General features: G+C 73.9%; 13 protein-coding genes and 2 tRNA genes. 5 read left to right on the top strand and 10 right to left on the bottom strand.

Going from position 1 to position 12,607, the window contains the following annotated elements:
• Positions 1-46: 46 nt before the first annotated feature.
• Complete coding sequence (locus ACN260_RS13090; RefSeq protein ID WP_422756218.1) at positions 47-793, bottom strand: trypsin-like serine protease; 747 nt, start codon at positions 791-793, stop codon at positions 47-49.
• Between the two features lie 360 nt (positions 794-1,153).
• On the opposite strand from ACN260_RS13090, the gene ACN260_RS13085 reads away from it, so the two are divergent.
• Both ACN260_RS13085 and ACN260_RS13080 read left to right on the top strand, forming a co-directional pair.
• The gene (locus ACN260_RS13085; protein ID WP_422756217.1) at positions 1,154-1,711 is read left to right on the top strand and encodes an AMIN-like domain-containing (lipo)protein; all 558 of its coding nucleotides are present in this window, start codon (positions 1,154-1,156) and stop codon (positions 1,709-1,711) included.
• 107 nt (positions 1,712-1,818) lie between these two features.
• On the top strand, positions 1,819-2,499 hold the full coding sequence (locus ACN260_RS13080) for a response regulator (protein WP_422756216.1): 681 nt from the start codon (positions 1,819-1,821) through the stop codon (positions 2,497-2,499).
• 24 nt (positions 2,500-2,523) lie between these two features.
• Here ACN260_RS13080 and ACN260_RS13075 read toward each other — a convergent pair.
• The 4 genes from ACN260_RS13075 to ACN260_RS13060 form a co-directional block, all read right to left on the bottom strand.
• Positions 2,524-2,596, bottom strand: a tRNA-Arg gene (locus tag ACN260_RS13075).
• A 31-nt stretch (positions 2,597-2,627) separates the two neighbouring features.
• On the bottom strand, positions 2,628-3,827 hold the full coding sequence (locus ACN260_RS13070) for an RtcB family protein (RefSeq protein WP_422756215.1): 1,200 nt from the start codon (positions 3,825-3,827) through the stop codon (positions 2,628-2,630).
• A gap of 24 nt (positions 3,828-3,851) precedes the next feature.
• A tRNA-Trp gene (locus ACN260_RS13065) sits at positions 3,852-3,924 on the bottom strand.
• A gap of 285 nt (positions 3,925-4,209) precedes the next feature.
• On the bottom strand, positions 4,210-4,782 hold the full coding sequence (locus ACN260_RS13060; RefSeq protein ID WP_422756214.1) for a hypothetical protein: 573 nt from the start codon (positions 4,780-4,782) through the stop codon (positions 4,210-4,212).
• A 70-nt stretch (positions 4,783-4,852) separates the two neighbouring features.
• Between ACN260_RS13060 and ACN260_RS13055 the strand changes: the two genes are divergently transcribed.
• On the top strand, positions 4,853-5,623 hold the full coding sequence (locus ACN260_RS13055; RefSeq protein ID WP_422756213.1) for an alpha/beta hydrolase: 771 nt from the start codon (positions 4,853-4,855) through the stop codon (positions 5,621-5,623).
• Positions 5,624-5,662: 39 nt separating this feature from the next.
• On the opposite strand, the gene ACN260_RS13050 is transcribed toward ACN260_RS13055, so the two are convergent.
• The 3 genes from ACN260_RS13050 to ACN260_RS13040 all read right to left on the bottom strand — a co-directional run bounded on the left by ACN260_RS13050 (position 5,663) and on the right by ACN260_RS13040 (position 8,380).
• Positions 5,663-6,169: a DinB family protein gene (locus ACN260_RS13050; RefSeq protein ID WP_422756212.1), complete on the bottom strand. Its 507-nt coding sequence runs from the start codon at positions 6,167-6,169 to the stop codon at positions 5,663-5,665.
• A gap of 139 nt (positions 6,170-6,308) precedes the next feature.
• Complete coding sequence (locus ACN260_RS13045; RefSeq protein WP_422756211.1) at positions 6,309-7,121, bottom strand: M15 family metallopeptidase; 813 nt, start codon at positions 7,119-7,121, stop codon at positions 6,309-6,311.
• 26 nt (positions 7,122-7,147) lie between these two features.
• A complete protein-coding gene (locus tag ACN260_RS13040) occupies positions 7,148-8,380 on the bottom strand; it encodes a D-alanyl-D-alanine carboxypeptidase family protein (protein WP_422756210.1) in 1,233 nt (410 codons plus the stop codon).
• A 158-nt stretch (positions 8,381-8,538) separates the two neighbouring features.
• Between ACN260_RS13040 and ACN260_RS13035 the strand changes: the two genes are divergently transcribed.
• On the top strand, positions 8,539-8,769 hold the full coding sequence (locus ACN260_RS13035) for a hypothetical protein (RefSeq protein ID WP_422756209.1): 231 nt from the start codon (positions 8,539-8,541) through the stop codon (positions 8,767-8,769).
• Positions 8,770-8,846: 77 nt separating this feature from the next.
• Here ACN260_RS13035 and ACN260_RS13030 read toward each other — a convergent pair whose 3' ends face one another.
• Together ACN260_RS13030 and ACN260_RS13025 are read right to left on the bottom strand one after the other, a co-directional pair.
• Positions 8,847-9,626, bottom strand: coding sequence for a peptidylprolyl isomerase (locus ACN260_RS13030; protein ID WP_422756208.1), 780 nt, complete (start codon positions 9,624-9,626; stop codon positions 8,847-8,849).
• Positions 9,627-9,781: 155 nt separating this feature from the next.
• Complete coding sequence (locus tag ACN260_RS13025) at positions 9,782-11,032, bottom strand: D-alanyl-D-alanine carboxypeptidase family protein (protein WP_422756207.1); 1,251 nt, start codon at positions 11,030-11,032, stop codon at positions 9,782-9,784.
• 357 nt (positions 11,033-11,389) lie between these two features.
• On the opposite strand from ACN260_RS13025, the gene ACN260_RS13020 reads away from it, so the two are divergent.
• Positions 11,390-12,559: a hypothetical protein gene (locus ACN260_RS13020; RefSeq protein ID WP_422756206.1), complete on the top strand. Its 1,170-nt coding sequence runs from the start codon at positions 11,390-11,392 to the stop codon at positions 12,557-12,559.
• Positions 12,560-12,607: the final 48 nt, after the last annotated feature.

Raw genomic sequence — 12,607 nt, 5'->3', positions numbered from 1 at the left:
CGGCCGGGGTGGCCGGCCCGGGTGCCCGGACCGGCCACCCCGACGATCAGCTGGGTCCGACGCCGCTCACGGCCTGGATCCACCCGGTGATGAAGTGGGTCGTCAGGGCGTAGGCCACGTCCGTCTCGTTGTCGGCGATGTGGATACCGTAGATCTTGTCGCCCCAGTGGACCCCCGCCCCGGAATCACCGGTCGCCGTCACGCCGCTTCCATAGCTGACCAGGCGCATGGCGCTGTTGCCGGCCCCCACGAGGTCGTGGTGAATGCCGTAGTCCGTCACCCGCATACCGCAGATCTGCAGGGTGGAGGGCGTAGTGTAACTCCCACGGGTGGTGCTCCCCCAACCGCTGATCGCCGGGGTGGAGTTGATGGGGGGATACGCCCCCGAGTAGCCCACGACGATGCGGGACCAGTTCGGGACATCCTGCCAGAGGTTGAGGAGCATCGCGTCCTGGAAGGGCTCCCGGTAGATTCCGGCGATTCCCATCAGGTGGCCCCGTCCGAACGCGCGTTCACCTGCGACGATATAGCTGTTGTTGACGTTGCCGCCCGTTTTGTCGAAACAGTGCTTGGCCGTGAGGACCCAGTTGCTGGCGATGAGCGTGCCGGTGCACTTGTAGGAGTCGTTGACGAAGATCTGCACCTGGCCGCGCAGGTGCCCGGCGGAATTCCCGCCGATGACGGCGCTGGCCGGCTGGGCCACGCCGAAGGCGCCGCCGAGCATGGTCAGGGACAGCATGGCCGCGAGGGCCACCCGCCGCAGTGCCGATGGTTTACGCACGATGTTCTCCATTCAGGGCACGTACCCGATTGCCCGCTGACACTCCGGCAGCAGGCGGCCGGCCGGGACGGACGGAGCGGGTGACCCACTCCGCCCGCGGACGTCACGACGTCCCCGGAACCGGTTGCCCTGATCATGCTGACCAGATCCACATTGAACGATCCAGCCTGCTGCCGGCACATGGTGGCGCAGGCGCTACTCCCGCAACTCCAGTCTGGAGGATCGACATGAAGGGCACCGTGTGGTAAACCGACCACCCGCCGGCGGTTGTTGCTCCGTTGTTACGTCGCGGTGCGGGCACTGTGGCACGGGTGGCGCACCGTCGACCTCGACCGGCCACCGTGGCCGGACACCGTCGGCCGGGAGGACACGATGCGTTCCACCAGGACCCTGATGGCGGTCACGGCCGTGCTGGCCGTGCTGCTCACCACCGTCGGTACGGCGACCGCCGCCGGCCGGCTCCGCACCGCCGCCGCACCCTACTGCGGGATCACCTGGGGCAGCGCCGGGAAGGCCGGGGGCGACCTGAACCCGGCTCCGCTGCTGACCACCCGTACCGGGCAGCAGGACTGCTACGACCGGCTGGTCTTCGAGTTCGACGGGTCCGCCGACGGGTACTCGGTCGGCTACGGCGAAGTGTTCACCGAGGGGAAGGGGTTGGCGGTGTCGCCGTACACGGCGGGTGGGGCGGTGCTGCGGGTGCAGTTGCGGGAGCCGGCGACCGGCTACCCGTACCGGGCCGGCGACCACGTGGCGACGGTGCTCGGCTACCGCACCCTGCGCGACGTCGTCTACGGGGGCACCTTCGAGGGCTACAGCACCTTCGCGGTGGGCGTCCGGGCCCAGTTGCCGTTCCGGGTGCTGCTGCTCGCCGGCCCCGGCACGCACAGTCGGATCGTCCTCGACGTGGCACACCAGTGGCAGGAGTGACGGCGACGGTGACCGCCCGACGGGCCGGGGCCGACGACGATCGGCTCCCGGCACGGGCCGTTGTGCCGGGTCGGGACCGGCCGTCCCGGGGCTACCCTGGAAACACCATGGACGGCCGGGTGCTGCTGGTCGAGGACGATGCCTCCATCAGGGAGGCCACCGCCCTCGGTCTGCGCCGGGCCGGATTCCGGGTCAGCACCGCCGCCGACGGCCGGGCCGCGCTGGCCACCTGGCGGGCCGGACCGGTCGACCTGATCGTCCTGGACGCGCTGCTGCCCGGCCTGGACGGGCTGGAGGTCTGCCGGGAGATCCGACGCAGCAGCCAGGTGCCGATCCTGATGCTCACCGCCAGCGCCGACACCATCGACGTGGTGGTCGGCCTGGAGTGCGGCGCGGACGACTGCCTGCGCAAGCCCTTCGACCTGTCGGAACTGGTGGCCCGGGTCCGGGCGGTGCTGCGCCGGGGCCACGCCGTGCCCACCGAGCCCGTGCTGACGGTCGGGCCGCTGGAGGTCGACCCGGTCCGTTTCGTGGCCCGCCGCGACGGACGGGAGCTGGCCCTCACCGCCACCGAGTTCCGGCTGTTGACGGAGCTGGCCCGCCGGCCCGGCCAGGTGTTCACCCGGGAACTGCTGCTGGACCGGGTCTGGCGGCACTCCTACCTCGGCGACTCCCGCCTGGTCGACGTGGCGGTGCAGCGGTTGCGGGCCAAGGTCGACCACGACCCGGCCGCGTCCCGGCTGCTGCGCACCGTACGCGGGGTCGGCTACAAACTCGACGCGGCGTGACCTCGCCCCCTAGTGACCGACCTGTGCCCCGACCAGGATTCGAACCTGGGCTCTCCGGTTTCGTAGACCGGCGCGCTGTCCGCTGCGCCACCGGGGCTCACGGCCGACGCCCGGGGGCGTCGGCCGGTCTAACCCTTCACACACACCACCTGCTTGAGGTGGGCCACCACCTCGACCAGGTCGTCCTGCTGCGCCATCACCGCGGTGATGTCCTTGTACGCGCCGGGGATCTCGTCGACCACCCCGGCGTCCTTGCGGCACTCCACCCCGGCGGTCTGCCGCACCAGGTCGGCGGTGTCGAACGTGCGCTTCGCCTGCGCCCGCGACATCCGCCGCCCGGCCCCGTGCGACGCCGAGCAGTACGCGTCCGGGTTCCCCCGGCCCCGCACGATGTACGACCCGGTGCCCATCGACCCCGGGATGATGCCCAGGTCCCCCCGGCCGGCCCGGATCGCCCCCTTGCGGGTCACCAGCACGTCCACCCCGTCGTAGTGCTCCTCCGCCACGTAGTTGTGGTGGCAGGAGATCGGCTCCCCGTAGCTGACCTGCGGGAAGGCGTCCCGCACCACGCCGCACAGCAGGGCCAGCATGACCGCCCGGTTGCGCCGGGCGTACTCCTGCGCCCACCACAGGTCCCGCCGGTAGGCGTCCATCTCCGGGGTGCCGGCGAGGAACACCGCCAGGTCCCGGTCGGGCAGGTCAGCGTTGTGCGGCAGAGCACGGGCCACCCCGATGTGCCGCTCGGCCAGTTCCTTGCCGATGTTGCGGGAGCCGGAGTGCAGCATCAGCCAGACCTGCCCGGCGTCCGGGCCGTCCTGCTCGACGCAGACCTCGATGAAGTGGTTGCCGCCGCCGAGGGTGCCCAGCTGGTGCCGGGCCCGGCTCTCCAGCTGCGCCACCTTCCGGTCCAGGGTGGCGAACCGGGCCCAGAAGTCGTCCCAGCCGCGCTGCTCCAGACCCCGCACCCGACGCGGGTCGACCGGGTCGTCCCGCTTGGCGAAGCCGACCGGCACCACCGCCTCGATCGCCGACCGCAGCGACGCGAGGTCGTCGGGCAGGTCGGCGGCGGTGAGCGAGGTGCGGACCGCGCTCATCCCGCAGCCGATGTCCACCCCGACGGCGGCCGGCGAGACGGCCTGCCGCATGGCGATCACCGAGCCGACGGTGGCGCCCTTGCCGAAGTGCACGTCCGGCATCACGGCGACGCCCTGCACCCAGGGCAGCGCGCCGATGTTGCGCAACTGCTGCGCGGCCTGCGGCTCGATGGCGTACGGGTCGGTCCAGACCCGTACCGGCGCCTTGGTGCCCGGCAGCGGGGTGAATGCCATGGTCGTTCTCCTCGTTCGTGGGAGCAGGGGTGACAGGATTCGAACCTGCGACCGTCGGGTTTGGAATCCGGTGCTCTACCCGTTGAGCTACACCCCTCGGCGGGTGTCGGGAATCGAAAAAGCCGCCCGGTCCCCTGGTGGGGTGGGCGGCTGCGCAGTCGCGCCGGCGCTATCCGCGCCGCCACCCCGATCGCCACCGACACCCCCGGGCTCGTTCGCCGGCCGGCGACAGCACGCCGCCGCGCGGCAGGGGCCGCGTGGTCTCGGTGCTGAGGTACGGCGACACGGTGTGCTCCCGGTTGGTCGGTGTGGCGTTGCCGTTGAACCTAGGCGGACACCGGCAGCGCCGCAAACGGATATCGACGCTCGCGTGGCGTTCCGGCTATCGAGACCCGCAGATCACGGAGAGCATGTCGAGCCAGGTGCTGCCGACGATGGCGACCGGGTAGCGGGCCTCCCTGACCTGCCCGTCGGCGGTCTGCACGGCGAACCGCACCGAAAGCGGCTCCGCGGCGAACGGCTCCCCGCACTGGAACAGCACCACCACGTCGATCCAGCCGGTGCCGCCGGGCCGGATCAGCCGGGTCCGGCCGAGATCGCGGACGAGCACGGTGGGGGTCTCCGCCTGGACCGACCGTACCGTGATCGGGGCCGGCCCGGCGTTGACCACGGCCAGCGACCCCTCGATCCGGGCCCGGCCCCCGGAGTTCACGCCGCCGCCGCCCGTTCCGGCGGGGACGGCCACCAGCGCGACCGTCGCGTCCCGCTCCTGCCGGGCACGGGCCTCCCGCGACCGGTCGACGCCCCAGCCGCCCAGCATGACGCCGGCCGCGAAGGCGGCCACCAGGCCGAGGACTGCCCCGGGCCGGGCGGTACGCCGGACGCGGCCGGTGGTCGGCCCGACGGGTTCGTTCCGGTGCGCGTCCAGGTCGATCACGGCGTCCTCGGCGGGCATGGCGACAGCCTAGGGCCGCCGACGGCGATGTCGTGTCCGGTACGGCCGGCAGGCGGTACGGTCCATGGCCATGGCATTGATGCGGTGCGCGTTCGACTCCGAGGCCCTGGGCATGAGCACGTCGATGACGGTGATCCTGCCGCAACCCGACCCGGCGAAGCCGGTTGACGCGGGCCCGCCGGTGCTCTACCTGCTGCACGGGCTCAGCGACGACGACACCGCCTGGACCCGCCAGACCTGCCTCGAACGCTACGTGTCGGCCCTGGGGCTGGCCGTGGTGATGCCCCAGGCGGGGCGCAGCTTCTATGCCGACGAGACGCACGGCAACCGGTACTGGACGTTCCTCACCGACGAACTGCCCCGGGTCTGCCGGTCGTTCTTCCGGCTCTCCGACCGCCGGGAGGACACCTTCGTCGCCGGGCTGTCGATGGGCGGCTACGGCGCGGTGAAGTGGGCGCTGCGGCACCCGGAACGGTTCGCCGCCGCGGCCAGCCTGTCGGGGGCGCTCAACGTCGCCCACCGCCGGCACGCCCCGGACCGTCCGCTCGACCCGGACGTCTGGCACACCGTCTGGGGCGACGCCCCGACGGCCGGCCCCGACGACGACACCGTGGCGTTGGTGGGCCGGGCCGGGGCCGACACTCCCCCGCTCTACGTCGCCTGCGGCACCGAGGACTTCCTCTACGACGACAACGAGCGTTTCGTCGCCGCCGCCCGCGACCGGGGCGTGCCGGTGACCGTGGACTTCTCCCCCGGCGACCACGACTGGCCGTACTGGGACGCCACGATCCGGGACGTGCTGGCCTGGCTGCCGCTGTGCACCCGGCCGGCCGCCGGCTGAACAGCCGGACCGGGGAGCGAGCACGGCCGGGTCGGCGGGTCAGACGCCCACGCTGCCGTCGACGGCTTCCCGCAGCAGGTCGGCGTGGCCGTTGTGCCGGGCGTACTCGTGCATCATGTGCAGCATCACCAGGCGCAGCGACACGTCCTCGCCCCAGCGCGCCTGGTGACCGGTGACGTCGAGCGAGGCCGCCGCCCGCTCGATCCGCCGGGAGTGCTCCACCTCCCGCTGCCACGCCGCGAACGCCTCCGCGCCGGTCGACCCGGTCGGGTCGTACGCCTGCTGGTAGTCGCCGTCCTGCGACCAGAGCAGCGGGACGTCCTGCGCGTCGATCACCCGCCGGAACCAGGCGCGTTCCACCTCGGCGAGGTGCCGCAGCAGGCCGAGCAGGGTCAGGTTCGACGTCGGGACGGCCCGCTGGCGCAATTCCTCGTCGGTCAGCCCCTCGCACTTCATCGCGAGGGTGGCCCGGTGGAAGTCGAGGAAGGCGCGCAGCGTCTCCCGCTCCCCCGCGCGCAGCGGCGGGCCGATCCGTTCGGTGGTCATGGCGAGGGTCCTCCGGGGGACGGGGTCGCCCCGGGCGGGCGGCCGGGAGCCGTCGGGCAGCCTAGCGGTCTGCGGCTGCCGACCCACCGGAGTTTCACCGACCGGCGGTGGACCGCCCCGGAGGCGTCGACCGGGCCGGTCAGCGGGGCAGGGACGCGCGGGCCACCGGGAAGTCGAAGTAGGTGTCGGGGTAGGGCTCGTCGGCGTACCGGTAGTGCCACCACTCCCGGTCGTAGTTGACGAAACCCTCCTGGGTCATCAGGCGTTCCAGCAGCTGCCGGTTGGCCCGGGCGGCCCCGGTGACCCGGGTGTCGGCGGTGTGCGCGAGCGGGTCGAAGCAGTCGAATCCGGTGCCCATGTCGAGGGTGCCGTCGGCGAACCGCCGGTCGGCCGGGTCGGTGCAGGCCACCAGCGACTGGCCCGGGGAGTACGAGGCGCGGGGCGGGGCCGGGCGGGGCTCCAGGGTCAGGTCGACGGTGCTGCCCCGGCTGTGCGCGGTGGGCGTGCCGAGGTAGCCGTCGGCGAACAGCCTCGACTTGGCCACCCGGGGATAGAACTCCGCCTTCGTCTGCTGCGCGGCGGGGTCCTTCGCCCAGCGGACGAACTCGTCGGCGGCGCGGGTCGGCCGGTAGCAGTCGTACACCCGCAGGCTCAGCCGCTGGGCGCGGGCGGCGTCCTGCACCCGGCGCAGCGCCTCGGCGGCGGGCCGGGCGAGCAGGCACAGCGGCTCGTCGTAGCCGTCCACCGGGCGGCCGACGAAGTTGTGCGGGCCGGCGTAGCGGATGTCCACGACGATGCTCGGGTCGACCTCGGACAGCAGCACCACGTCGGCGGGGGCGCGCGACCCGGTCGGGCTGGGCACGACGGCGCTCGGCACCGGCGCGGGCTGCGGCGGCCGACCACAGCCCGCCGTCGCGAGCACCACCGCCGCGACCAGCAACCGGAGCAGCACCCGTCGTGGACGGTCCGCGCCGGCTCTCACCGCTGTCGGCGTCCGTGGTGGGGTCGGTGCCGCAGGGCGAACAGCAGCCCGGCGAGCCCGGCCACGACGGCGGCCAGGGAGACCGCGAGCAGCGGACGCGACCACGGGTGACCGTCCGGGTCGAGCCGGGCCGGCCCACCGGCGGCGGCCAGCGCGGGCGGGGTGGCCGTAGCGGACGCGGACGGGCCGGCGGTCAGCTCGCCCGGGTTGACCAGCCGGCCGACCGACGCGCCCCGGGGCACCCCGAATCCCCAGTCGAGCAGGGCCGCCCCCTGTTCCCAAGCCCGCCTGTCGAGCACCTCCGCGCCGAGCAGGGTGACCACCAGCCGTCGGCCGCCCCGCTCGGCGGCCCCGACGTAGGTGTGCCGGGCCAGGTCCGTATAGCCGGTCTTGCCGCCCAGCGCCCCCGGGTAGCGGTCGAGGAGCTGGTTGTCGTTCTGGATCGGGAACGCCTTCTCGCCGAGCGCCGGCTGGGCGGGGATCATCGCCTCCCGCGTGGTGTCGTAGCGGCGGAAGGTCGCGTCGGCGAAGCAGGCACGGGCGATCAGCGCCAGGTCGTAGGCGCTGGTGAACTGGCCCGGACCGTCGAGCCCGGACGCGGTCACCGCGTGGGTCTGCAACGCGCCGAGCCGCCGGGCGTGCTCGTTCATCGCCCGCAGCCCACCGGGCAGCCCGTCGGGGCCACCACCGAGGCGGGCCAGCGCGTTGGCCGCCTCGTTGCCGGACCTGAGCAGCAGACCCAACCAGAGGGTCTCGATCCGGTACCGGCCGCCCTCGGCGAAGCCCACGGCGGAACTGCCCGGCTCGATGTCGAGGTCGCCGTCGGTGAGGGTGACGGTCCGGTGGGGGTCGAGCTTCGGCAACACGGTCGCGGCGAGCAGCAGCTTCTGGACGCTGGCCGGGGTGCCGTACTCGTGTGGGCCGCAGCCGCCGAGCACGTCGCCGCTGTCCAGGTCGGCGACCAGCCAGGAGACGGCCGGCACGGCGGGCGGTCGGGGTGTCCCGGCCGGCCGGACCTGCCCCGTGGTGGCCAGGGCGGGGCCACCGACCACGCGGTCGGCGGGGTCGGCGTGGGGCGGGACCGGTCGGGGTGGCCGGGACACCGCCGGCACCGGCGCGCACGGGCCGGTGGTGACGGCCCCGGCGGCGTCCGCCGCACCGGCGGGTGCGACGACCGGCGACAGCAGCAGGGCGGCGATGGCGGCGGCGGTACGTCCCCGAACTCTCACGCTGCCGAAGGTAGTGACGCCCGCCCCGCCGGTCCGGCGATCCGGCGAATCCCACCCGGTGGGTGCGGACCGGCCGCTAGCATGCCGCCGGCCGGCGGGAGGTGTCGACGGGGGTGGATGGGGGTAGCGGAGGGTAGGCCCCGGTGAAGGAGGAGACCATGACCGACCCCCGTTACGCCCCGATCGGCCTCGCGGCCGGTGGTGACCTGGTCGACGTCGACGATGTCGACACCCGTCCCGTGGTGGGTGCGGACGACGCCCGCGCCGACGCCGCCCGGGCCGGCGCGGAGGTGGACCTGTCCGACGTCGCCCGCGACGGCGACGGCGTGCCGGTCGGTGCGGCCGACGCGGACGCCGACCGGGCCCGGGCGGCAGGCGAGCAGGGCTGACCGTCGGGTGGGGGCGGCTGACCGCCCCCACCCGGCGTCACCCCGGCCGGCCCCGCGAACGGGCCGGCCGGTGTCGTTCAGTGGCCCCGGATCGCGCGGTGGATCTGCACCGGCAGGGCCGGGACGCCGTCCACCGGCGCGGGGTCCTCGGGGGTGGGTGCGATGCCACCGGCGGCGATCCTGTCCAGGGTCTTCAGCCCGGCCGCGTCGATGCTGCCGAAGACGGTGTAGTTGGGGCGCAGCGCCGAGTCCGACTGGACCAGGAAGAACTGGCTGCCGTTGGTGTCCGGCCCGGCGTTGGCCATGGCGAGCGTGCCCCGGGCGTAGAGCCGGCGTACCCCGGTGGGGTCGGTCGGCGCGGGCGGCAGGTCGGTGGGCAGTTCGTCGCGGTAGCGGTAGCCCGGCCCGCCCTCGCCGGTGCCGGACGGGTCGCCGCACTGGAGCACCTTGAGCGTCGGGTACGCGGTCAGCCGGTGGCAGGGCGTCCAGTCGTAGAACCGGTGCTTCGCCAGGTGCAGGAAGCTCTGCACGGTGCACGGTGCCTGTTCGCGGTCCAGGGTCAGTCCGATCGGTCCCTGGCTGGTACGCAGGGTGACCCGGACCGTGCCGTCGTCGGGCGTCCGGCGCGGGTCGGGCGGCAGCGGCACCGGCCGGGCCGGCGGCTCGTCGGGCGTGGACGTGTACGCGCAGGGTCCCTTCGTGGTCCGGGCGGCGGTCGGCCCGTCGGCGGGTGCGGCGACGGCGGCGGTGCCACCGGCGACGACCAGCGCGGCCGAGGCCAGGGCCGCCCCGGCGAGGCGGGCCAGCCGGCCGTGGGGGCGCGACCCGGCGGCGGACGGTCGGGGTTCACTCGACACTGATGGTCCTCCTGGACTCGTGGTACCGGAGAGACGGCGGGTACCGGAACGACCGGAGTCTATGGAGGCTCGCACCGGTTGTCGACGCCGGCCGATCCGGCGGGTCGCGACCGTCGACGCGCGGCGCCGGCGGTCCCGGGCGGAACGGTTCGCCGTCAGTCCCAGGCGACCCGCCGCCGGACCCGGCGGCGGGTCCGCCGCCGACGGCCGACCGCGAGCAGGACGGCCAGCAGGCCGACCAGTCCGGCCGCCCCGCCGACCACCGCCCCGCCGAGCCAGTGCGGTGCGCCGGGCGTCGGGCGGGGCGCGGCGGGCGCGGCGGCCACCGGGGCGGACGGCGCAGCCGACGGGCTGGCGGCGGTCAGCTCACCGGGCTCGACCAGTCGCCCCACCGAGGCGTCCCGGGGCAGGCCGAAGCCCCAGTCGAGCAGCCGCGCCCCCTGTTCCCAGCCACGCACCGGGCGGGCCTCCGCCCCGAGCAGGGTCACCACGAGTCGTCGCCCGCCGCGCTCGGCGGCCCCGACGTAGGTGTGCCGGGCGAGGTCGGTGAAGCCGGTCTTACCGCCCAGCGCTCCCGGGTACCGGTAGATGAGCTGGTTCTCGTTCTGGATCTGGAAGCCGGGTTTGCGTAGCGCCGGCTGGGCCGGGATCTGGGTGCGTTCGGTCAGGGCGTACCGGCGGAAGGTGGGGTCGGCGAAGCAGACCCGGGCGATCAGCGCCAGGTCGTACGCGCTGGTGAACTGGCCGGGCCCGTCGAGGCCGGACGGGGTGACCGCGCGGGTCTGCCACGCCCCGAGCCGGCGGGCCTCGGCGTTCATCTCACGGACCCCGGCGGCGGCGCTGCCCGCGCCCAGGCGGGCCAGCAGGTTCGCCGCGTCGTTGCCGGACTGGAGCAGCAGGCCGAGCCAGGCGGTCTCGACGGAGTAGCGGCCGCGGTCGAGCAGGCCGACGGCGGAACTGCCCGGCTCGATGTCCAGGTCGGCGCGGGTCACCGTGACCACCTGCTTCGGGTTCAGCTTCGGCAGCATCGTGGCGGCCAGCAGCAGCTTCTGCACGCTGGCCGGGGTGCCGTACTCGTGCGGGCCGCAGCCGCCGAGCACCGCCCCGGTGTCCAGGTCGGCGACGAGCCAGGAGGTCGCGGTGACCGGCGGCGGCGCGGGGGCCCCGGCCGGCACGGTCAGCCCGGGGGTGGCCAGCGCCTCGCCGCCCACCCGCTGCTGCTCGGGTACGGCCGGGGGCGGCGTGGGCCGGGGCGGTCGGGTCACCTTCGGCGTCGGCAGCTTCGGGCACGGCACGACGGCGGCGGCAGACCCGGCGCGGGCCACACCGCCCGCGGTGGCGGGGGTGGCCGGCACGCCGGTGAGGAGTACGGCCGCGACGCCGGCGGCCAGGACCCGGGCTCTCATGGTGAGGCACCCTACCGAGGCGGGAACCGGGTTCCCCAGGGGCGCGATCGACCCTTTCATGACCACGGATAATCGATCAGTGACCTTCCGTAGCTGAAATCGCCTCCGCCGCACGCCGCCGGAACCGCTCCCACCCCCTCTGAGCTGCGAATTTCTGTGTTTGCCACGGAGCGAAACCGGAAGCTCACGAAAATTCTTGAACGATCTTCTGCCGGTCCCCGTATCCATCGCCGCAAGGACGGATCGGGGCGGACGCCAATGCCGGGCGTCGGACATCCGGTCCGCCTTGACCCCAGCCACCGTCGGGCCACGGACGCTACGCCGTCGACGACCCGCCGGAGATCAGAGGAGAGGTACATGGCCAGGCCAATGCGGAAGAATGCCGTCCTCAAGCTCGGCGGAGTGGGCGCCCTGGCGGTGCTGCTGCTGGGCGGCGGTCTGCAACTCGCTTCCGCCGGTGAGAACACCGGCAGCACCGCCGCGCAGACCGTCAACTGCCCGACGGTACGGGACAAGCTGCCGGCGATCCCCGCGTCGGCCGCCGCCGGGGTGGAGCGGGAACTGGCCAATCTGGACGAGGAGATCGCCCGGCAGAACGAGCGGCTGGCCAAGCAGGCGGCCAACCCGCAGGGCGGCGCGAACTTCATCAACAACGCCATCCTCGGCCCGTTGAAGAGCAAGCGGGTCGCGGTGCTGGACCGCATCGAGATCAACTTCAACCGGGCCGGCGCCCAGCGACCCAACCTGGACAGCCTGGCCACCTGCGGCCTGAACGCCCCGGGCGTGGCCAGCGCGCTGAACAGCTCCGTCAAGGCCGGCAACGCCGCCACCGGCGGGAACAACACCACCGCCGCCGCGCAGACGGTGAACTGCCCGACGCCGCAGATCCCCGCCGTGCCGGCCCAGGCCGCCGCGAACGTCCAGGCCGAACTGGCCAACCTCGACAAGCAGATCAGCGAGGCCAACGCCCGCCTCGCCCAGCAGGCCGCCAACCCCCAGGGCGGCGCCAACTTCATCAACAACGCCATCCTCGGCCCGCTGAAGGACAAGCGCCAGGCCGCCCTCGACCGCATCGAGATCGCCTTCAACCGCGTCGGCGCACAGCGTCCCAACCTCGACGCCTTCGCCGCCTGCGGGCTGAACGGCGCGGGTGCGGGCAACGCCGGCAACGGCAACGCGGGCGCGGGGAACGGCAACGCGGGCAACGGCAACGCGGGCAACGGCAACGCCGGTGCCGCCCGGACGGTGAACTGCCCGACGCCGCAGATCCCCGCCGTGCCGGCCCAGGCCGCCGCGAACGTCCAGGCCGAACTGGCCAACCTCGACAAGCAGATCAGCGAGGCCAACGCCCGCCTCGCCCAGCAGGCCGCCAACCCCCAGGGCGGCGCCAACTTCATCAACAACGCCATCCTCGGCCCGCTGAAGGACAAGCGCCAGGCCGCCCTCGACCGCATCGAGATCGCCTTCAACCGCGTCGGCGCACAGCGTCCCAACCTGGACAACTTCGCCGCCTGCGGGCTGAACTGACCCTGACACACACCGACGGCCCGGCGGATGATCCGCCGGGCCGTCCGG

Origin of the sequence: Micromonospora sp. WMMD708, from assembly GCF_049315245.1 — a bacterium.
GTDB lineage: Bacteria > Actinomycetota > Actinomycetes > Mycobacteriales > Micromonosporaceae > Micromonospora > Micromonospora wenchangensis.
This window is presented reverse-complemented; position numbering and strand designations above follow the sequence as displayed.